The organism is Alteromonas lipotrueae, assembly GCF_019249255.1.
Classification (GTDB): domain Bacteria; phylum Pseudomonadota; class Gammaproteobacteria; order Enterobacterales; family Alteromonadaceae; genus Alteromonas; species Alteromonas lipotrueae.
Genome location: NZ_JAESDJ010000007.1, coordinates 35,657 through 55,859, shown reverse-complemented (window position 1 = coordinate 55,859; position 20,203 = coordinate 35,657). Strand labels below are relative to the sequence as shown.

Below are 20,203 nucleotides of genomic sequence, written 5' to 3'. Positions count from 1 at the left end.
AGCCTCCAGCTTATTTTTGAGTAGGGTATAAGCAATGGCGGGCCACATGCCCAACATTGGTAAAATACGTGTCGACTGCGTATATCCAAACGCGCTTAATGCTTATTAATATTAACGAGTACCAAGTAAAGCAGACTTGCGTTACATCAAGTCATCATTAATAACCATATAGCTTTTCGACGAAATCATCTTAGAATGGGGGAAATCGGAAAGTAAACTCTTTATTACTTTTGTAATAAAATTACGACAATGTTAAGGATTTGTTGTGCGCACAGCTTTTTATATTTCAGATGGTACCGCCATTACAGCAGAGGTGTTTGGCCACGCCCTGCTGTCTTTGTTCCCTGTTGAATTCAATCACAATACCATCCCTTTTGTTGAAACTGAGGAAGAAGCCAACAAGGTTTTGGATAAAATATCTGAAAGTTTTCAAGACACAGGAGAAAGGCCGCTCGTTTTTTATACAATTGTGAATGTAGATGTTCGCAAGATAATTTCAAAATCTGTGGGTATTAACTACAATTTCCTCGATCAGTTCGTGGCCCCGCTGGAAAAAGTGCTTGGTGTGCCCTCAAAACCCGAAAAACATCGTACTCATAGCATTCATGAAACCACGTATGACATTCGTATTGAGGCGGTTAACTATGCCTTAGCCAACGATGACGGTTCTAACCTGAAAGATTACGACGAAGCCGACATTATTTTAGTAGGCGTCTCGCGCTCGGGTAAAACGCCCACCAGCTTATACTTAGCCCTGCAGTTTGGTATTAAGGCGGCAAACTACCCCTTTACCGAAGATGACATGGGCGACATGCTTAAATTGCCTACGGCGCTTCGCCGCTATAAAGACAAACTTTTTGGGCTCACTATTCAGCCAGAACGGCTACATCAAATTCGCTCTGAGCGAAAAGCGAATAGCCGCTATGCGTCATTACAGCAGTGCAGAATGGAGCTACGAGAAGTTGAGAACTTGTACCGAAAAGAAAAAATTCCGTTCTTAAACAGTACCAAATATTCAATAGAAGAGATTTCAGCGAAAATATTGGCGGAAACAGGGTTAAAACGAAGAAAGTATTAGCCAACCGCAAAGTGCATAAATGCCAGCCAAATGATTGGCTGGCCTATTTACCGCGAATTTAAAAACACGCTAATTTATAAACAGGTTCCTAATCGAGTATCAGCTTGTGCATTTAACACGGGCTAATCTATAGGTGTTTAGCGTCCAACAGTGTTTGCACTGCCTTGGGCAAAAGTTTACGTGTTTTCGCGGTAATAGCGGCTTCGTTCTTTTGCCACTTTATACCTAGGTAAATCACAAATAACCCCAAAAACGTTAACGCAATAGGAAAAAACCAGCTATCGGCGAATACATCTGCCGCCAAATAGCCTACATAGCCTGTACACCCAATAGCCCCAAATACAACAAATACTCTCCTAATTAAGAGTACGCCGATAAATATCATCACGAAATTAATCAGAAAATAGAAGAATTTCGAAAGCTCGTTGTCAGAATGTTGAGAAGATAACCCTCCCCAAAACGCAATAACGCCAAATAAGTATATCCAAAATGCGTAATCGGCTTTGTTTGCTGTGCGTACATCTACCCAAAACCCGAGCGCTATCATGAGAAGACCTGTGTACATAGAAACTATTGTTTTAAGTTCCCAGCTGTATTCCCCGTCTGACAACATCACCGAGACATCCATGGTTAAATACCATAGCGTAACCGCAATAGGCATGACTAAAAATGGATATTTATACTTCCAAGCAATGACAACACCCACCGCCAACGTACTTAGCTCCATATACAACCAATGCCAGTGAATGTACCTATGATAGTCGCGGTAAACGGTCTCGTCAGGCCAAACGCCTAAAGCCTGCTGAACACCAAAAACTGCCAACGGGGTTAGCACAACAACAAAGGTAGCGCATAGGCCCGCGGGCACAAACAATCCTTTCACCTTGAAAACGTTAGCTAACTTAATTCCCACAGCTGCATAGAATAAACTAATGAAAACAATACCGATTCCGCCAAAAGATACCCAGCCTAGGTTCATAAACAGTGTCATTGCGCCAATGGCAATTAAGCCACCAAGGTAATACAACACATGGGTGAAATCGAACTTGGCAGTGGTACTCGTTTGCTGATTCAAAAACGCGATCAACTGTTCAGACTGCTCAAATGAAAGAATATTGGCGCTTACTGCGTCTTTAAGATGTTGCTTGGTGACGTTCAATCTGCACTCCTTGGCAGTGTGTTACCGCAAAGTCATTTTTCTAAATAACATGACGCCCATAAACAGTAAGCAAAAAATCTGAAGTGAGCCGCCACTGTAGCCTTCTCTATGCTCTACTTTCGCAATCTTTTCTTCTTTTACTCTGGTTTTAAATCGAGCAAGTTCAGCATCTAAGTTTGTAGACATATCGTCAACGGCTATACCAAACCCTTCTAAAGATTTTTCGGCCAACGTATCGTCAATACCTACAGCGGTGGTACGCTTCTCAAGCTTACTTACCCCTGGCGCTCTGAAAAGCATCTTTTTACTTTTAATATCGAAAACTGCAGTATCCACAAAGGTCTGTACCGTGTTTTCATTCCCTGGAATAACGTACATTCCTACAATGGTCCAATACAATAACGCCGCGTTATTTTCGAGTGACTGAGTAACTTGGTCGTAAGACACTAACGCCATTACATCAACATCATATAACCTTCCTACTTGCTCTAACGTTGAAAAACCTTCTCCCCCGCTTAAGTACTCACTAGGAATGATTTCAATGCGATCGATATACTCGTACTGAAGGAAAGACTGCTTAACATTTTCTAGAAGCTCGACTTGGTCTTTACCATGCAGGCCATCTCGGCGCCAATTGCTTGAAGGAACAAACGCAAGTCCCACCTTTACCGGTAATTGTAGCGTGGGAATTTCAGGCTGGTGCTTAACCCGGCTTTCTTCATCGGGGTAAAGGAAATCCATTAAACTGCTAGATTGAGCTTGTTTACCTGTGTTGTTACTAACTATTGCACTGCATGCTGCGAGTGAAAAGAGTGCCGTGAGTAACATTGCCCCAGACATAGTTTTTAGTATTCTTGTTGTCATCGACAATCCTTTTTACTGCTATTGAAAGGTTACGAAATTAAATGGTATTTATCGTTTAAGGCGTTAACCGTAATACTTCAAATTACCCAAAATTTATATTTATTACTATATAAGGCACCAGCTAGCCATAATGTGGCTTTGTGTAGGTATGAGCGCAGGCCTAGTTTACACATCAACGTTGTATTTTAAATCTGACGCCTCATCACCGGTAATACCACGAAAACCCCATTGGTATTTTTCCTGTTCTTTAATCGTTATCTCAATGTCTACCGTGCTAATTCCCAATTGAGACTCGATTGCTTTAAAAAGCCCTTTAATCAGTGCTTTTTGGGTGTCGGGCTTACGCCCTTTCATCACGTTAATTTCAATAACGGTATAGCTATCTGTTCTGCCACCAGGATAGAAAAAGTCTTCTTTGGCAAGCGGAATAAAGCGATGAGCGCGTTTGTCTTCCGGCATACCCAAAACAGATTGCATACAACGGTGGATCACATCAGACAACTGGCTTTTAATTGGGTTTAAGTGCTTATCAATTCCATAGATCACTACCACAACGTTTTCCTTTATAAATTATGTTCAACGCGCGTAAAGAGAAAGTACTAAAGCTTTTTGTCCTGAATTTTTTTGAGTAAATTCGCATGACGGGTTTTATAAGCGCCGTTTTCAACATTTTCAGCCGTACTTTTCTTTATCGCGAGCGCTCTCATTTTTAATGCTTTTTGTAAATCTCCACTAGCTTCAAACCCATCGGCTAAGCTGTCGTAGGCATCCGCTTTATAAGGGTAGCTGTCGACATTGCTTTGAAATATCGTAATAGCCGATGAATAATCTTTTTCAGATAATGCTTTGTATCCCACACTGTTAATGGCGCGATAACTGGGCTTAATTTCATAACCGTACATTTCAGACTGTGCTTTATAAAACTGCTTAATTGCTGGCATCCCGCCACTTAACACTTCTTTTGATGGCTGCAGCGACGTGTAAAGATTTTGGTAAGCCAACGAATGCCCAGCAAGCGCAGTGGTATTGTGGCTTTCTGAGGTATCTAAATCTGTATTGTAGCTAAATCCCTTTCGCTTATGCGTGTTTAGCAATTCGTGGTAGCGCTGGTAAGCGCTCAGCATATCGCCGCCTTCGCTGCCCATATTGATATACAAGTAGTTGTTTAATTCAGAAGTACCGGAAAAGAAGGTTTCGGCATCGTCAAAGATAACCTGTTCTTGCCACCATAAGCTTGGGCTAAAGGCAAAATGGGCTTGGAACAAATGGGGTCTAGACTGCAAGGCATACACCGACAATAGCCCACCTAACGAATGCCCTGATATTATTTTGTAGTTGTTGGCGCGATAGTTTTCGCTAATGTATGGCACGAGCTCTTTCTCGATAAAATCTAGGAAATTGTCGGCACCACCTGATATTCCCCACTCGTTATAATTCTCATCATAAGTTGGGGTAAAGTCTCTTGAGCGATGGGTATTTGCGATACCAACTACTATCATTTCTTGCGCCATATTAGATTGATTGAGCAAGTCTAATGTACCTACTGCATGGCTGAAATTTCGTTGACCATCAAGTAAATAGAGTACAGGATAACGTAACTTAGTCGGCTGGTGATAATTATTGGGTAAGTGTATGAACAACTCACGCTCTTCATCGAGTATTTCAGAATGAATATTTAGGTACGTAGTTTCTCCACGTACTTTTGAGTACGAGTGTAAAGGCACCAAAATAAGTAAAAATACTGCAATCGTAATGACCGGTCTGAACACAACATATTCCTTTATTTTTTTAGTTTTAGTCCGTGGTTAACTTTTAATCTTACCCGCTCAATGCCAACAAGAAAAGGACACGTTATTTACGCCAAAATAGCATTGATGAAATGTTGACCTTGTTCGCTAAAAAGCCAAATAAACGCAAAGTAATTTAGCGTCACCGTAGCCCAATAAACTCGCTTAAATGAAACTTTAGCCGACTTGTGTCTTAATTTTCGTTGGGCAAGATACGCCCCAGGCCAACCACCAAGTAAACTTAAAAGATGAAGACGAGTTTCTGGTACACGCCATTTTCCTTTGCGAGCGGCCGATTTATCAAAAGCATACATGGCAAAAGTTATCGTGCTGATAGTAATGTAAAGGTATACCACTTCTACAGGTAATAAATTCAGAAAAGCCGCTGCTATTAAGGCGGTGCAAAAGGTAAGAGTGATAAGTACGCCGAATTTGCTTACAGCCATCTTCGAACCGTTTTCATATATTCTGTATAGCTGGCGCCAAATTTATCCGTTAGAAATGCCTCTTCGGGTATTATCTGGTACTTATTCATGTACCACACAAAAAGCAGAATAAAGACAACATTAACGGGGTTGGCCGTGTAAAGCCCAATACCCACCAAACACAACAACATACCTACATACATGGGGTTCCTACTGTACTGATACACACCTGAAGTCACTAAACTAACAACACGTTCGGTTTTGATAGGATGTACCGAGGTTTTGTGTTTTTTAAACGAAACGACACCTATAACCGCTATTCCAACACCCAACAATAGAAATAGAATTAGCGTCTCAAACTTGTATTGATATTCAACACTTACACCCCGAGCGACTTTGGTCGTCACCACCATAAAAAAGGCTGACAGTAAAAAGACGGCAACTGGCGGGATTTTTTGCTCAAGCTTCATCGTGCTTCCTTGTGACTAATACGTAATTTGAAAGCTGCCGAGCAAGTAGATAAGCTATACCCATCGACTCGCTCTTACCAATATTCAACGTTACTTTTCATCGAAACTGACCGGTTCAACACCTTTATTTTTAGGTCGAATAACAACAGTTCCAGCCATTTTGTCATGCCATCCTTGTTTTTTGGTATCCCATAACACCCATAAAAAGCCTAAGCCTAGGGGGAATATAGAAACGTAATATCCTATATAGCGAATTATAGACTGGCGTATTGTGGGCGCACTTCCCGTTTTAGCATGAACCACCTTAACGTTAAGCACCATTTTGCCTAGCGTAGCCGATTTATATACCCAAAATAATATTGTGGCAATTAACGGTAGAACATAACTAATTAAGACATCAACTATACCTACAACAGAGTCCTCAGCAGTCCAATATCCCTTGCCATAAATTAGATGCAGTAGTGGAAAAGTAATCGCTAATAAAAGTAATGTATCAATAATTGATGCGCCAAATCTAATCCCAAAACCTGCATACACATACGCTTCTTCGTATTCTTTTTTATATTCAGCGCCAGTATCTGAGGAGGTTGTACTATTCATTATATCTCCATTTTTAATCAATCAGCCGTGCTTAAGTACGATATTGGATTTAAATAATACGCCTTCTTAGCACCTTGAGTCGATTCATCAGCCAACCAAAAATAGGGAAACAACGAAACAATACTATAATGCAGATGAGGCGCTTTACCTTGGGCATTGCCTGTTGAACCAACCTTACCGATTTTTGAACCATTGGAAACAAGTGTAATGCCGTCAATATCTATTGAATCAAGATGCGCATAATAATGCAGCCGCCACTTAGGCCCTAAGGCAAGTATGATATTGCCGCCTTTTGGCTTCTGACCTTGATAGATAATAAGTTGATGCGTGGATGACAGCACCGACGTGCCCTTTTGAGCAAAGATATCGATACCTTTGTGGACCCCTGAAGTGCCCCAGGGTTCATACCAAAAAGTGTCTTTGTTCCAATCAGCGGCACTGGCGTTATCTACGGGAGTAGTTCGCGGTTCTGGTATAACAAAGCCAAGTAGTACAACGACGCATAGCCCTAACAAAATCCATCTCATCATTAAACCTTATGAACCCAGTAGTTGGAAGGCGTTGTGGTGCGTTAAGGTCTATACTCGACCTTCCATTTACTCACAGTCGCACACTCGGCTCTATTAACAATCGAAAAAGCGGTGAGTTAGTTTTTACCGCAGCACTTCTTAAATTTAACTTCACTACCGCAGTGACAAGGACTGTTGCGACCAATCTTTGGTGCCGAACGGGTTATTGGGCTTTTGGGCGGGCAGCAGCTTGTGTTTGTACAACCTGTACTAGATTCTTCAAAGGTACTTGCTGCATGCTTATTTGTATTATCAGTCATCACTACGCTAATTTTAACGCTATAAAACTTAGACTTTATCAAATTTGCTAAATATACGCATTTAGATATGAGCCTGCACTATCTTAGAATGCTTGACCCCTTTTATCATTCCACATCGTTACTGATTGTAAGCGTATGAAAATACTAGCTTACAGTTTATATGCTTTAACATTTTATTGACCGAGGAAGGAACATCAACAATGTTGTTGTCTTTACTACTAAGCACCGACAAATAAATATCGCAATTGGCAAGTGCGACTTGTTGGCGCTCGAAAAAAATCATCAATGGGTCAAAGATATCTTCGGTAAGTGGAATTATTCCCACATAACAATTTTTATCTTCAACATAGCGAGTAGATGAATTCGCCACTTCTCGTTCTAACGTGTGAGCTTGTAATTTATTGAGCGATAGAAACCTAAAACTAACCTCTACATTCATTTAAATTCCTGAGATTACCGTTGGCTTATAATACTAAGCCAACTAAAAATGGCATTGAGCCTATTAAGGTGAGACTCAAAGCCTACCCTCTGCACGCTTAAAATAAAACAAGATTTCACACAATGTACCCGGGTTATAAGACAGCTTATGAGGCGGCTTATGAGCTAAAATCTGAAAATAGCGATAGCAGACTAAGCCTTTATTTTTCGCTTTACGCTATTCACCTTTACACAAAATCATTTAGCCATCGCTTTTTGTTGCAAATTTGTTTTACAAAGCGTGCTAGTCACTCCAAAATATAACGCTAAAATATATGTACTCCCCAATACATAAAAACAACAACGACAAGAGCAAACTTATGTTTTCAACTAAACGCACTATCGTCGCAGCGCTAGTTAGCATTACGCTAATAGGTTGCGGTGAAGCTACTACTAAAACTGAAACCACACCTGCGGCACCTACCGCGCAAGATGCGCAAGAATTCCTTATTAATGCGCAAAACGACATTAGTAAAATGCAGGTGCCAGCCGCACATGCCGAGTGGAGTTACGCCACTAACATCAATTTTGATACCGCCGCAGTCAGTGCCTATTTTAATGAAGTACTGTCCAGCAAAGTAGCGGTATTAGCCAAAGAAGCGGCTAAATTTAACGATGTTGAAGTAGATGAAAATACCCGTCGTCAACTCAATTTGCTCAAAAACGGGCTTACCATGCCACCTCCGTCAGAACCTGCGAAAGCAGAGCAACTTGCTAAAATTGGTTCTGAGCTTAGTGCAATGTATGGTTCTGGTCAGTACTGCATGGAAGATGGCACCTGTAAAAGCTTGGTAGAAATGAGCAGTGAAATGGCGACTGTTCGCGATGCCGACACCTTACTAGAGTACTGGAAAGGTTGGCGTGAAGTGTCTGTGCCTATGAAGCCGCTTTATGAACAACAGGTCAATTTGGCTAACGAAGGCGCTGCTGAATTAGGCTTTCAAAACGTTAGCGAACTATGGCGCGGTAAATACGATATGCCAGCCGACGACTTCCCGAAAGAACTTGATAGGTTGTGGGGACAAGTTGCGCCTTTCTACGAATCGTTGCACTGTCACGTTCGTGCTAAGTTGGGTGAGCATTATGGTGAAGAATTAGTACCTCAAGACCAACCTATTCCAGCGCACTTGTTAGGCAATATGTGGGCGCAAACGTGGGGCAATGTTTACGATATCGTGAAGCCTGAACAAGAGATGACGGTGCCAGACGTGACATTATCACTTGTTGCGCAGGACTATGATGAAATAAAAATGGTGAAACAGGCTGAGTCTTTCTTTTCTTCACTGGGCTTTGCGCCGCTGCCTGATACGTTTTGGGAGCGTTCTATGTTCCAAAAACCTGAAGGTCGAGACGCACAATGTCACGCTTCAGCCTGGGACTTAGACGACAAAGACGATTTACGTATAAAAATGTGTATCCAAAAAACGGGGGAAGAGTTTAATGTTATTCACCATGAACTGGGTCACAACTATTATCAGCGTGCCTATAAAGACCAACCTTTATTGTACCGTGGTTCAGCTAACGATGGCTTCCATGAAGCGATTGGCGACACCATTGCCTTGTCGATCACGCCAAAGTACCTCAAAGAAATTGGTTTGATTGACGAAATTCCAGACGCGTCTAACGACATAGGCATGCTAATGCAGGTGGCGCTAGATAAGATTGCCTTTATTCCATTTGGCCTGATGGTCGATCAGTGGCGCTGGAAAGTCATGGCAGGTGAAGTATCACCTGAGCAATACAATACACTTTGGTGGGAATTAAGAGAAAAATACCAAGGCGTAAAAGCACCGGTAGACAGACCTGCTGATGCGTTTGACCCAGGTGCTAAATACCATGTTCCCGCTAATGTGCCCTACACGCGCTATTTCTTAGCACATATTTTGCAATTCCAATTCCACAAAGCGTTATGTGATATTGCGGGTGATGAAGGCCCACTTAATCGCTGTTCTATTTATAACAGTGAAGAAGCAGGTACAGCACTAAACGCCATGCTTGAAATGGGCATGAGCCAGCCATGGCAAAAGGCGTTAGAAACCCTCACTGGCTCGCCTGAAATGGATGCAAGTACCATTGCTGACTACTTTGCACCGTTAAAATCATGGTTAGATGAGCAAAATGCTACGCGTCAGTGTGGCTGGTAATGTTTTAGCCAACTAAATGATTTAATAGTAGAACCTCGTTAATCGGGGTTCTTTTTTATCTGCGCTTGTATCTCGTAAATGCAAAATTAATACTTATGTCCCATTTTTACTAGGTTAACCCTAGTATATCGTAACGCTTGTTCCCAATTCCCGAGCGTATTTATGAAGTTTGTAGTGGTAAGATTTCTGGTTACCGCCACTATGCTATTACCTATTGTTTTTTCTTTAGCTGCCACATCTCGTGCCGCTGACTTCCCCCTGCCCGTGTTTAAAAGCTTTTCAATCGAAGAAGGCTTATCGCAGGTATCGGTTTTAGATATCGCAGAAGATAACAACGGCTATATTTGGCTGGCGACACAGTCGGGGATCGACAGGTTTGATGGGAACGAATTTAAGCATCTCGGTAAATGGCAAGAGACTGAGTCTGACGGGCTTTACGCTGCAACTACCTTTCAAATTGAGGCTTCGTTAGACAAAGAATACTTGTGGGTGGGTACTATTGGTGGGGTAAGCAAGTTTCATATCGAAACGACAACGTTCGAACACTTCCCCATAACTGTATCCAGCAAAATAAAAGCCGGCTCAATCAAACGAATAAAGATTGATAAGAATGGCAACGTTTGGGTTATTAGCGGCCGTGCGCTTTATCGTTTTTCATCACTTTCAAACAAACTGGTTCAAGTTGCTGTTTTAGATAACATAACCAGTACGTTAACCGACATCGTTTTTGATAGAAACAGTCACGTTTGGCTTAGTTCAACATCAGGGCTATACAAGCTTAATACGGCTTTCAATACCTTAGAGCTTCAGCAACTGGCGGACACAAACTTAACATTGATGGCATTAGCTGCTGACGAGAGCTTGTGGATTGGCACAGGCGCTAACGGTCTTTGCCGTTACCCCTTATTTGCGAAAAACGATTTTTCCGAGTCTACTTGTTTTGATGAAAGCAACGGCCTTTCATCTAATGATGTGCTGAATGTTTTATTTCAGCGTAATGGTAATATTTGGGTTGCTACGGGCGGCGGAGTAAATATTATTCCGGCTAAAGACACATCAGAGATTGTGTCGTTATCGGTCTCTCAATCGAAACTCGCCAATAATTACATTACCGCGCTATATCAAACAGAAGCTGGTGCCATTATAGCTGGGTCTCGCGACAATGGGTTTTCTATTCACAACCCTGTGCTGGCCAACTTTTCAACTAGCGCAGCTATTGGCAATAATATCTCTGGTATTGCGGCACATTCAGATACCTCAGTGTGGCTTGCTACTGAAGAAAACCTTTGGCATTACAATTATCATTCTGGCAAGGTTCGCGGCCCCTATACCTCAACACTCGAGTCTGAAGGCAAATCATCTTCAAACAAGCTTTTAACCGTGCATTACGATAAACCGTCAGACTCAGTTTGGCTATCGACTCGCGCGGGGCTAGCAAAACTAAATACCACCACCGAACAAGTAGATTTGGTGGCCTTGGAGGGCAAGGCCGGCTATACCCTTAATGTAGATGCAGACGGTGATGTTTGGTACGGCGGCTATAGCGACGGTGTTTTTGTGTATCGCCCTTCCGAAAATCGAGTTATTCGCCAATGGCCTATTTCGCTAACCACTCGCATTGTATTTGAAGATAACGAGAACGCATGGCTGGCCAGCATATCGGGTTTATACTTTGCCAATAAATTTACGGGTGAAATCCGTAATATTGGTGAAAGTAGCAGTAATTTTCCTAAAGATGCGGTGGTGACGTGGGTTTCTCGTTCTATTCGTGGCGGCTATTGGATTGGCACACAGTCAAACGGCATCTATTTTATGGTGCTTGGAGATGACGAAGTATCTTCAGTATCATTTAACCAAATAGAAGCAGACAGCTACTTAAGCAACATCTCGATTGGCGCTATTGTTGAAGATCAAGAAAACGCACTCTGGATCTCAACAACCGTCGGCATTGCACATATCGATTCTACCTTATCGTCGGTTTCTTATTTTGGGGCACAAAATGGTGTTAGTGAAGCTGGTTACTACATAGGCGCTGCCGTAAAAACCGTTGACGACACTATTTTCATGGGCAGCCCACAGGGTCTCACTCGCTTCAAGCCAAGTGATATCAAACAACAGCCTTGGTCGCCTAAGGTCAATATCTCGCATATTGAAATTATTAATGAACAAAGCAGTGATTCGAAAGACCTCTTCCCGAATACCAATATCGAAGAATTAATCCTTAGCTCAGACAATGTTTCATTTTCTGTAGAATTCGCGGCGCTCGATTTTACTCGTGCAAATGAAGTAAGTTACGCCTACCTATTATCAGGGTTTGATAATAAATGGCGTTTTACCGACCATCGCCGCCGCGGAGTAACCTACACCAATTTGGCCCCTGGGAATTACACCCTCACTATTCGAGCGATGAATAAAGAAAAAGTATGGAGCCCAAATGAAGCCAAGCTGAAAATCAGTATTGTCCCCCCTTGGTGGGACAAACCCATCTGGCGAAGTGCCATTATCGTTTCGGCTTTTCTACTGTTAACGCTACTTGTGTGGTGGCGTATTCGAACCCTTAAAAACCGTTCGGTTGTGCTTGCAAAAATGGTCGAAGAAAAAACCAAAGATCTTGAAGACGTAGTAGATAAACTAACGTTGCTATCAAGCCAAGACTCGTTAACCGGATTGAAAAATAGGCGCTATTTTACAAGCCGAGCGCTCGAGGCTTGGGACAGTTACGAGCGTTATGCACAGGCATTTTCTTTGCTTATTGTAGATATTGATTGGTTTAAACAAATTAACGACACTTACGGTCACCATGTAGGCGATCTTATATTGGTTAAGGTGGCAGAACTGCTACGCACGAGTTTGAGAAATTCCGACGTTATTTGTCGTTGGGGTGGCGAAGAGTTTCTTATTCTATTGCCTGAGCTTAATGCGCATGAATGCTACTGGGTAGGTGAGAAATTAAGAAAAGCGGTTGAGAAAACCTCATTTCACTGCGAAGGACATGATGTGAAAGTGACTATCACCGCGGGGATAGCTGATATTCGTGAAAGCGATAGCGTAGAGCAATGCATTCACGCAGCTGATAAAAAACTCTACAAAGGTAAAGCCCAGGGGCGCAATGCTGTTGTTAAATAGCCTTATGTTAACCTGCTGATTTAGCCGCTGCTTTACCTATTATGTAAACCACTCTTCTCCCGAGTGTAATTAATTTATGCCTTAACGCCGACCAGCGCAGTATGATGAAACTCATCGTACTGTGTGATCGAAATCCCCTCCCACGCTTATGAATAACCATATTCAATCATGGAGGTAACATTTATGGCTAAGGTTCTTGTCATTGGCGCATCAGGCCAAATTGGTAAGCAGGCTACTGGAAAATTACTTGAAGCAGGTCACCACGTGGTAGCGCCTGTACGAAGCCCCGAAAAGCTAAACGACTTTGAAAACGACAACCTCGTCATTAAAGAACAAGATCTTGAAAAAGACTTTTCTGAACATTTCGAAGGTGTCGATTGCGTTGTATTCGTTGCCGGCAGCGGCGGCAATTCAGGCGATGATAAAACACTCCTTATAGATCTATGGGCAGCGCGAAACGCAGCGAATTATGCCAAGGTAGCGAGTACGCCTAAATTTGTGATGGTAAGTTCAATAGGGGCCGGCGATCCAGACGCAGTTAGCTCTAGCATTAAGCCTTATTTAGTCGCTAAACACATGGCTGATGAGCACCTGATGAACAGCGGCGTGCCTTATATCATTCTACGCCCCGGTACTCTCTTAAACGAGCCAGGTACACATTTGGTATCTACCGACATGCCTGACAACCAAGACGATGCAGTGATTCCTAGAGAGGACGTGGCTACAGCTATTGTGGAAGCAGTTAATCGCAGCGACACAAGTAATGTCACTACTTACTTGTTTAAAGGTGATACGCCAATTTCGAAAATTTTCGAGTAAAATAATGTAAGCAAAAGGATAAAATTAAAAACGCCGGACATTGTGCTGGCGTTTTTTCGTATGCGTATAGGCTTGATTGTTAGAATTCAACTTTAGCGCATCAGGGGATAATAGACTGGCTTATCCAGTTCCCCTTATCGTCACGACGATGTAACTCTCGATACTGCGGATTACCGCGCAAATTCAAATAATCCACGTTCACAATATCTAGCAAAATTACGCAAAAATGTTCGGGAGCGACAGAGTAGTCGCCCGCAATCTGAAGCGGTAACCCGTTGTTTCTTGGCGTACCTGGGTCGCCCCATAGAAACTGCTTTTTACCTGCATCAGACAATTTAGCCCAATGAGACTCTATGAGTGGCCTATCTTCGTTTTCAGTCATGATAGTCGCAATTACGCTAAATCGATACTGCTCACGAGTTTTCGAAAAATACCAACAGCCTTGCGCTTTCGCTTGCTGTGACAATTGGGTGTATTTTTCGGTACGGGTGTCTGAAATAACAATCAGCTTGTTGTCATCACTTAAGCCTCGGTACACCACGGTTCTGCAGTACGGCACGCCGTCTTTGTCAGCAGTTGCCAACTGAAAATAACGGCTCTCAGGCATACTTCTGCTAGCGTGTAAGCTTTTTGTCAACCCTGTGCGCCACTGCGGCATCGTTAAAACTCTCCGGTCGCTTAAGCGGCTTTGCGTTGGGCAAGTGAAAACAAAGTGTAGAAGTTTTCAGTCGTAATACGTGCTAACTCTTTTACCGAAATACCTTTCAATTCGGCAATGAATTCTGCGACTTCTACCACATAGCCAGGCTGATTTTGTTTACCTCTGTGAGGCACCGGTGCCAGCCAAGGGGAGTCGGTTTCAATTAATAAGCGCTCAAGTGGAATTGCTTTTACAACGTCTCGTAATTCACTGGCGGAATTAAATGTCACTATGCCAGAAATTGAAATATAAAAATCCATTTCAATGGCAGCCTGCGCCATTTCTAGCGATTCGGTAAAACAATGTAGCACGCCCTTTGTGTGGCTGGCTTTATGCTCGCGCAATAAATTAATGGTATCGTCACGGGCATCGCGGGTATGAATAATAAGCGGCTTTTTCGTTTCGTTAGCCACGTTAATATGGTCAACAAACGACGTTAGCTGAACTTCTTTACTTTCAGGGCTATAAAAGTAGTCTAAGCCTGTTTCACCAATGGCCACTACCGCATCGTCTTGCGCTTTTTCAAGTAACTCATCGTAAGTACATGCATCTTCTTGGTGAAGCGGGTGTACGCCGCAAGAAACAGAAACATCATTAAAGCCTTTTACCGTTTCTAACATACTGTCGTAATCGCTCACCGATACGCACACACATAAAAAGTGCTCTACACCGCGGGTGCGGGCAAAGTTAAGGGTTTCTGCCAATTCTTCTGGCGATTGCTTTAATCTGTCTAAATGACAATGTGAATCTACAAACAAAATATACCTATCTTTTTTAAGGCTAACCCACTATAACCGCGGCCTAGCGCTGAAATTGTTTCAAAATACTTACCAACACCATGGATTTATTCACCCCAGGGTGCTGTAAGGTTTTTACTGCCTCTACACAGGCACGATAACGCGCGTAATCTTGCGCTTGCTGGCGTTCTACATACGATTTATGTGCCATGTGTTGACACCACGTTGCTACCTGAACAGCATCGCTCTGCCATTTATTCGCAAGCGCTAAAAGCTGCTGACTTCCAGTACCAGCAAGTAATGCGCCCATACCATCTGTAAAAGTACGATAATTAAAGTCGCTTTCGCTATTAAGTGCTGCTTCTAAACGAAGTGGCGCATAGCCATAGGCTTCTAATAACGCTTCACTGGCATCTTGTACGCCCTGTTGCTGTAAATAGGCCAAACTACTTTGTACGTCAGGCAAGCCGAGCGAATGTTTTTCACATCGACTCAAAATAGTGGGCATTATTCTGTTCAGGCTGTCAGTGATTAGCAACAAGTACGTATTATTGGTGGGCTCTTCTAACGTTTTCAATAGTGCATTGGCCGCCGCCTCAGTCATGCTATCGGCCACGGGGATCACCAGCACCTTATTGCCCCCCATTTGCGCCGTACCGCTTAACTTGGCAATACCTTCACGAATTTTATCCACGCCCAATTGTTTTTCGCTTTCTAGCACGTAAAAATCGGGGTGATTTCCAGCAAGCCGTAAATGACAGCTTTGGCAATCATTACAGGCCCCTTGCTGGGTTGGCTTTTTGCACAACAGCGTATCCGACAGCCCTGCAACCAATTTTGCTTTACCAATACCTTTAGCGCCAATGAATAACAGCGCATGGTGCAGCTTGTTATTAAAATAGCGTACAAGCAATTCGTTATAGGTATCAGTGAACCAAGGAAGCATTTGCCCAGATTGCATTAAGAAAGGTACTCCTGCACAGCGGTTATCACGTCTTTATGTACATCTTCCATAGCTTGCATGGCATTAATCACCACAATACTGTCGTCTTGTGCTGCTAAGCTTAAGTACCGTTCACGAGTACGCTCAAAAAAGGCCAAGCCTGCTTGTTCAATGCGATCTAGCTCTCCCCTGCCTCTAGCGCGTTCTAGCCCTATGGCTGGCTCAACGTCTAAGTACAAGGTTAAATTTGGCTTAAAACCGTTAAGCGCTATTTTGCTAATGGCAGTCATGGTATTAGCGCTTACGCCGCGACCACCGCCTTGGTAAGCTTGTGAAGACAAGTCATGCCTGTCACCTACTACCCACTGCCCTGCATTTAATGCCGGAAGTATACGGTTAGTTAATAACTGTACCCGTGCGGCGTACATCAACAGCAATTCTGTTTCTTCGGCTACGGTTTCGTCCCAGTCGTGTTTAACACACTCGCGTATAGCCTCGGCCATAGGCGTACCGCCAGGCTCGCGTGTTTGCTCAACCGCAATACCTGCGTCTTGCAAATGCTTTACTATAAGCCCAATCACTGAACTCTTTCCGGCCCCTTCAAGACCCTCTACTACAATAAACTTTCCGTTCATAATTATTCGTTGTTGGACTTTTTATTTTTTGTTTAACTGATATTTTCGCACAGCTGCATTATGGGCAGCGAGCGAAGACGAAAATTCGTGGCTACCATCACCTCTGGCAACAAAATACAAGGCATCGGTTTCCATTGGGTTTAACGCGGCCCAAATGGCTTCCTTACCGGCCATCGCAATAGGCGTGGGCGGTAAACCTTTAATTGTATACGTGTTGTAAGGTGTGGGCGTACGAAGGTGCTTACGGGTAATATTACCATCATACGCATCGCCAATGCCGTAAATAACGGTGGGATCGGTTTGTAATCTCATATTTTTCCGCAGTCGGTTTACAAATACCCCCGCTATTTTGGTTCGTTCTGCACTCACTGCGGTTTCTTTTTCAATAATACTTGCCAATATTAGGGCGTCGTACGGTGAGTTCAATGGCAAATCTGCTTGCCGTTGCTGCCACTGGGTTTCGACATAATCTAACATGGCCTTGTGGGCGCGTTTTAAAATGCTACTGGCCGCAGTGTTAGCGGTAAAGAAATACGTATCGGCTAAAAATAAGCCTTCGGCGCTGCTAGCTTCACTCAGCCATAGCATTGGCGCTTTTTCCTCATTTACCGAGCTTGAGATATTAATCGTCTCTTCAACCTGATCCAGCGATACATCGTTTATCAGTTCAGTTTGCGCCTTTAACGTAACCAACCACTCTTTTAGTGTCAGTCCTTCTACCAAGCTCACGGCAAAATAGTGCTCGTCACCACGGCTTAATATACCGAATACTTCTCGTAGTGATAACCCAGGTGCTAAACGGTAAGTACCCGATTTCACGTGGGTATTGGCAGCGAAAAATTTGAGCCAAAGTTTTGTCGCTAATTCAGGGCTATCAAGTAACTCACGCGCCCGAAGCTCCCTTACCACTTTATATCCGTTACTGCCCTTTTCTACCGTATAAAGCTGCGGTTGAGAAATCGACAAGGGTGATGAAGCTTGCCCGTTTACATATAAAACACCAAAGGTAATTGCACCTACAACAAGCGCTAGCATTATCCCAATGCTAATAACTATTCGCATGATCGTCCTGAATTTTATCTAATACTAATTTAGCGAGGGTCTTTGCCCCTTGGTGGGACGCGCTGAATTCCAATTCATTGCTAATCTCTTTGTCATTATTATTGTAAATGACTTTATTTACTGGCATCACGCCCATTAAGGCATTGGTGATAACTAATGCTTTTGCGTTAGTTAAATCTGCCAGTGTGTATTCGCCTTCATGAACGCTTGAGGGGTTGCCAATTATGTCCCTGTCTTTTGAAGAGCTTGCTTTTAACATACTTAATAAGCACTGGCGCACAACACCATTTACACCACAGTTATTTACCTTTGGTGTGTGCCATCCACTATCGGTTTGAAAAAATACGTTTCCCGCACTGGCTTCAATAAGGTGCCCTTGCGTGTCGAACACCAAGGCATCATCGGCATTGGCCGCGATAACTTCACGCTTAACCAATACCTGCTCTAACCGGTTCATATGTTTAATACCACCAAGCAAAGGCTGAATTGCCAGCGGTGTTTTCGCATTTATAAGGGTTAAACCGCTAGCAGCAAGTTCAGAATAATGTGCCGGATAAGCATGCGTGGAAAACCGAACAATCGCAGGTGCGTGGCTATCTCGCGCGTAACCACGACCGCCTTCTCCTGAAGATACATGAATCTTCATTACTCTTTGAGTCTTCGTGTGTTCAAGCGATGCGTTAAGCGTACTGACATACTCGTCAATAGCAGTTCTCAGTTTAGCCATATTGAGGGGAATGGCTAACGCTTTGGCATCATGATTCAGCCTAGCGAGATGAAAAGACAGCAGCTCTACTTTCCCCTGGCTAACACACATAGTAGTAAACACCCCATCACCATAGTTCAGTGCCCTGTCGTTAAGGGCAATTGCATCGGCGGATGAAGAGGTTAAAGATGCGGTGTCGGTGTTTGCGACTATTTTCACAACTAGCTCTAATTAGTAACGTCTAGGGCGCAGTATACCAAGTTGTTGTGCGCAAACAAGAAAGGCAGCTTGCGCTGCCTTTATTCAATAACTAGGGTATCCAAACGTATGTTCGGGCTTAAATTCTTTTAAAGATAAGCGAACCGTTAGTACCACCAAAGCCAAATGAATTACACAGCGCATAGTCTGAAGTAAACATTTTTGCTTTATTAGCCACGAAGTCTAAGTCACATCCTTCGCTTGGCTCATCCAAGTTAATGGTAGGCGGTGCCATTTTGTCACGTAGTGCTAATATAGTGAAAATAGCTTCTACAGAGCCTGCTGCACCAAGTAAATGACCTGTCATCGACTTAGTAGAGCTTACCAGCATGTTATGCGCATGTTCGTTGAATACACGCTTAACCGCTGCTACTTCTGCAATATCACCCGCTGGTGTAGATGTACCATGCGCGTTAACGTAACCAATTTCACTGCTCTCAATTTTAGCATCGCGAATAGCGTTACTCATTGAAGCCGCTGCACCTTCACCGTCAGCAGGTGGTGATGTCATATGATAGGCATCGCCACTCATACCAAAACCAACAAGTTCAGCATAAATGGTTGCACCACGTGCTTTCGCCGCTTCGTATTCTTCTAGCATCACTACGCCAGCACCTTCGCCCATGACGAAACCATCACGATCTTTATCCCAAGGACGACTGGCGCCTTGAGGATCGTCGTTTCGTGCAGACAATGCACGTGCCGCAGCAAAACCAGCTATACCTAATGGCGTAATAGACGCTTCTGAACCGCCTGCTAGCATGGCATCTGCATCGTCATACGCGATAGTACGCGCAGCAATACCAATGTTATGCACACCAGTGGTACATGCCGTCACTACGTTTAGGTTTGGCCCTTTAAGCCCTTCCATGATAGACAAAAAGCCAGAAATCATGTTGGTAATAGTAGAAGGCACAAAAAATGGCGAAACGCGCTTAGGACCGCTATTCATTAATTTAGTGTGGTTTTGTTCGATTTGTTCTAGCCCACCAATGCCTGAACCAATAGCTACACCTACACGATGTGCATTTTCTTCAGTTATCGTTAAGCCCGAATCAGCCATGGCCTGTTTACCCGCTGCAATACCCAGCTGAATAAACCTGTCCATTTTTTTCGTTTCTTTCTTTTCTATATATTCCTGCGGGTCAAAGTTATCAACTTGACCTGCGAAACGGGTGGAATAGTCACTGCAATCAAAATGGGTGATTTCACCAATACCGCTTTCGCCTGCTAACAGACGACGCCAAGTCTCATCTACAGAAAGACCCAAAGGTGAAAGCATGCCAAGACCAGTAACCACTACGCGACGTTTTGTCACAAAAAGCCCTCGCATTGGAACTAATAAGGTGGGAATACAAAAACGGCTCTAAAGAGAGCCGTTTTT

General features: G+C 43.3%; 21 protein-coding genes. 4 read left to right on the top strand and 17 right to left on the bottom strand.

Features of this window, described 5'->3' with window-relative positions; all coding sequences use genetic code 11:
• Positions 1–265: 265 nt before the first annotated feature.
• Positions 266–1,078 carry a posphoenolpyruvate synthetase regulatory kinase/phosphorylase PpsR gene (ppsR, locus tag KYS23_RS11370; RefSeq protein WP_063458448.1) on the top strand — a complete coding sequence of 271 codons (813 nt, stop codon included), beginning with the start codon at positions 266–268 and terminating at the stop codon, positions 1,076–1,078.
• Between the two features lie 127 nt (positions 1,079–1,205).
• On the opposite strand, the gene KYS23_RS11365 is transcribed toward ppsR, so the two are convergent.
• The 10 genes from KYS23_RS11365 to KYS23_RS11320 form a co-directional block, all read right to left on the bottom strand.
• Positions 1,206–2,237 (bottom strand): DUF2157 domain-containing protein, encoded by a 1,032-nt coding sequence (locus tag KYS23_RS11365; RefSeq protein ID WP_218418761.1) that lies wholly within the window; start codon positions 2,235–2,237, stop codon positions 1,206–1,208.
• A 21-nt stretch (positions 2,238–2,258) separates the two neighbouring features.
• Positions 2,259–3,101 carry a rhombotarget lipoprotein gene (gene rhlP, locus KYS23_RS11360; RefSeq protein WP_208805102.1) on the bottom strand — a complete coding sequence of 281 codons (843 nt, stop codon included), beginning with the start codon at positions 3,099–3,101 and terminating at the stop codon, positions 2,259–2,261.
• A 165-nt stretch (positions 3,102–3,266) separates the two neighbouring features.
• Entirely contained in the window at positions 3,267–3,653 is a 387-nt protein-coding gene (locus tag KYS23_RS11355) for a tautomerase family protein (protein WP_159530807.1), read from the bottom strand.
• 47 nt (positions 3,654–3,700) lie between these two features.
• Positions 3,701–4,870 (bottom strand): alpha/beta hydrolase-fold protein, encoded by a 1,170-nt coding sequence (locus KYS23_RS11350; protein ID WP_218418760.1) that lies wholly within the window; start codon positions 4,868–4,870, stop codon positions 3,701–3,703.
• An 86-nt stretch (positions 4,871–4,956) separates the two neighbouring features.
• Positions 4,957–5,334 (bottom strand): DUF1294 domain-containing protein, encoded by a 378-nt coding sequence (locus tag KYS23_RS11345; RefSeq protein WP_159530811.1) that lies wholly within the window; start codon positions 5,332–5,334, stop codon positions 4,957–4,959.
• Positions 5,325–5,783 carry a methyltransferase family protein gene (locus KYS23_RS11340; RefSeq protein ID WP_159530813.1) on the bottom strand — a complete coding sequence of 153 codons (459 nt, stop codon included), beginning with the start codon at positions 5,781–5,783 and terminating at the stop codon, positions 5,325–5,327. The genes KYS23_RS11345 and KYS23_RS11340 overlap by 10 nt, the downstream gene beginning before the upstream one ends.
• Before the next feature lie 90 nt (positions 5,784–5,873).
• Positions 5,874–6,383 carry an RDD family protein gene (locus KYS23_RS11335; protein ID WP_218418759.1) on the bottom strand — a complete coding sequence of 170 codons (510 nt, stop codon included), beginning with the start codon at positions 6,381–6,383 and terminating at the stop codon, positions 5,874–5,876.
• 17 nt (positions 6,384–6,400) lie between these two features.
• Positions 6,401–6,910: a M23 family metallopeptidase gene (locus KYS23_RS11330; RefSeq protein ID WP_218418758.1), complete on the bottom strand. Its 510-nt coding sequence runs from the start codon at positions 6,908–6,910 to the stop codon at positions 6,401–6,403.
• 119 nt (positions 6,911–7,029) lie between these two features.
• On the bottom strand, positions 7,030–7,212 hold the full coding sequence (locus KYS23_RS11325) for an SEC-C metal-binding domain-containing protein (protein ID WP_218418756.1): 183 nt from the start codon (positions 7,210–7,212) through the stop codon (positions 7,030–7,032).
• A 118-nt stretch (positions 7,213–7,330) separates the two neighbouring features.
• On the bottom strand, positions 7,331–7,651 hold the full coding sequence (locus tag KYS23_RS11320; RefSeq protein ID WP_159530820.1) for a hypothetical protein: 321 nt from the start codon (positions 7,649–7,651) through the stop codon (positions 7,331–7,333).
• A 358-nt stretch (positions 7,652–8,009) separates the two neighbouring features.
• Between KYS23_RS11320 and KYS23_RS11315 the strand changes: the two genes are divergently transcribed.
• The 3 genes from KYS23_RS11315 to KYS23_RS11305 all read left to right on the top strand — a co-directional run bounded on the left by KYS23_RS11315 (position 8,010) and on the right by KYS23_RS11305 (position 13,778).
• Positions 8,010–9,833 carry a M2 family metallopeptidase gene (locus tag KYS23_RS11315; protein WP_218418755.1) on the top strand — a complete coding sequence of 608 codons (1,824 nt, stop codon included), beginning with the start codon at positions 8,010–8,012 and terminating at the stop codon, positions 9,831–9,833.
• Between the two features lie 162 nt (positions 9,834–9,995).
• A complete protein-coding gene (locus KYS23_RS11310; RefSeq protein ID WP_218418753.1) occupies positions 9,996–12,959 on the top strand; it encodes a ligand-binding sensor domain-containing diguanylate cyclase in 2,964 nt (987 codons plus the stop codon).
• Between the two features lie 183 nt (positions 12,960–13,142).
• Positions 13,143–13,778, top strand: coding sequence for an SDR family oxidoreductase (locus KYS23_RS11305; protein ID WP_218418752.1), 636 nt, complete (start codon positions 13,143–13,145; stop codon positions 13,776–13,778).
• Positions 13,779–13,878: 100 nt separating this feature from the next.
• Here the strand turns inward: KYS23_RS11305 and KYS23_RS11300 are convergent, their stop codons facing one another.
• The 7 genes from KYS23_RS11300 to fabF all read right to left on the bottom strand — a co-directional run bounded on the left by KYS23_RS11300 (position 13,879) and on the right by fabF (position 20,137).
• Positions 13,879–14,436: a pyridoxamine 5'-phosphate oxidase family protein gene (locus KYS23_RS11300; RefSeq protein ID WP_218418751.1), complete on the bottom strand. Its 558-nt coding sequence runs from the start codon at positions 14,434–14,436 to the stop codon at positions 13,879–13,881.
• 20 nt (positions 14,437–14,456) lie between these two features.
• On the bottom strand, positions 14,457–15,236 hold the full coding sequence (locus KYS23_RS11295; RefSeq protein ID WP_159530830.1) for a TatD family hydrolase: 780 nt from the start codon (positions 15,234–15,236) through the stop codon (positions 14,457–14,459).
• A 43-nt stretch (positions 15,237–15,279) separates the two neighbouring features.
• Positions 15,280–16,176 carry a DNA polymerase III subunit delta' gene (holB, locus tag KYS23_RS11290; protein WP_218418750.1) on the bottom strand — a complete coding sequence of 299 codons (897 nt, stop codon included), beginning with the start codon at positions 16,174–16,176 and terminating at the stop codon, positions 15,280–15,282.
• Positions 16,176–16,793, bottom strand: a complete 618-nt coding sequence (tmk, locus tag KYS23_RS11285) for a dTMP kinase (protein ID WP_218397295.1) — start codon at positions 16,791–16,793, stop codon at positions 16,176–16,178. Before tmk ends, holB begins: the two co-directional genes overlap by 1 nt.
• Positions 16,794–16,814: 21 nt before the next feature.
• The gene (gene mltG / locus KYS23_RS11280) at positions 16,815–17,855 is read right to left on the bottom strand and encodes an endolytic transglycosylase MltG (RefSeq protein ID WP_218418741.1); all 1,041 of its coding nucleotides are present in this window, start codon (positions 17,853–17,855) and stop codon (positions 16,815–16,817) included.
• Entirely contained in the window at positions 17,839–18,780 is a 942-nt protein-coding gene (gene pabC / locus KYS23_RS11275) for an aminodeoxychorismate lyase (protein ID WP_218418739.1), read from the bottom strand. The genes mltG and pabC overlap by 17 nt, the downstream gene beginning before the upstream one ends.
• 118 nt (positions 18,781–18,898) lie before the next feature.
• Positions 18,899–20,137, bottom strand: a complete 1,239-nt coding sequence (fabF, locus tag KYS23_RS11270) for a beta-ketoacyl-ACP synthase II (protein WP_057792376.1) — start codon at positions 20,135–20,137, stop codon at positions 18,899–18,901.
• Between the last annotated feature and the right edge of the window lie 66 nt (positions 20,138–20,203).

Coding starts and splice junctions, on each gene's coding strand:
- holB (WP_218418750.1), bottom strand. CDS start 16,176: ATGCAATCTGGGCAAATGCTTCCTTGGTTCACTGATACCTATAACGAA.
- KYS23_RS11305 (WP_218418752.1), top strand. CDS start 13,143: ATGGCTAAGGTTCTTGTCATTGGCGCATCAGGCCAAATTGGTAAGCAG.
- KYS23_RS11315 (WP_218418755.1), top strand. CDS start 8,010: ATGTTTTCAACTAAACGCACTATCGTCGCAGCGCTAGTTAGCATTACG.
- KYS23_RS11330 (WP_218418758.1), bottom strand. CDS start 6,910: ATGAGATGGATTTTGTTAGGGCTATGCGTCGTTGTACTACTTGGCTTT.
- mltG (WP_218418741.1), bottom strand. CDS start 17,855: ATGCGAATAGTTATTAGCATTGGGATAATGCTAGCGCTTGTTGTAGGT.
- rhlP (WP_208805102.1), bottom strand. CDS start 3,101: ATGACAACAAGAATACTAAAAACTATGTCTGGGGCAATGTTACTCACG.
- tmk (WP_218397295.1), bottom strand. CDS start 16,793: ATGAACGGAAAGTTTATTGTAGTAGAGGGTCTTGAAGGGGCCGGAAAG.
- KYS23_RS11300 (WP_218418751.1), bottom strand. CDS start 14,436: ATGCCGCAGTGGCGCACAGGGTTGACAAAAAGCTTACACGCTAGCAGA.
- KYS23_RS11320 (WP_159530820.1), bottom strand. CDS start 7,651: ATGAATGTAGAGGTTAGTTTTAGGTTTCTATCGCTCAATAAATTACAA.
- KYS23_RS11335 (WP_218418759.1), bottom strand. CDS start 6,383: ATGAATAGTACAACCTCCTCAGATACTGGCGCTGAATATAAAAAAGAA.
- KYS23_RS11310 (WP_218418753.1), top strand. CDS start 9,996: ATGAAGTTTGTAGTGGTAAGATTTCTGGTTACCGCCACTATGCTATTA.
- KYS23_RS11325 (WP_218418756.1), bottom strand. CDS start 7,212: ATGACTGATAATACAAATAAGCATGCAGCAAGTACCTTTGAAGAATCT.
- KYS23_RS11345 (WP_159530811.1), bottom strand. CDS start 5,334: ATGGCTGTAAGCAAATTCGGCGTACTTATCACTCTTACCTTTTGCACC.
- KYS23_RS11340 (WP_159530813.1), bottom strand. CDS start 5,783: ATGAAGCTTGAGCAAAAAATCCCGCCAGTTGCCGTCTTTTTACTGTCA.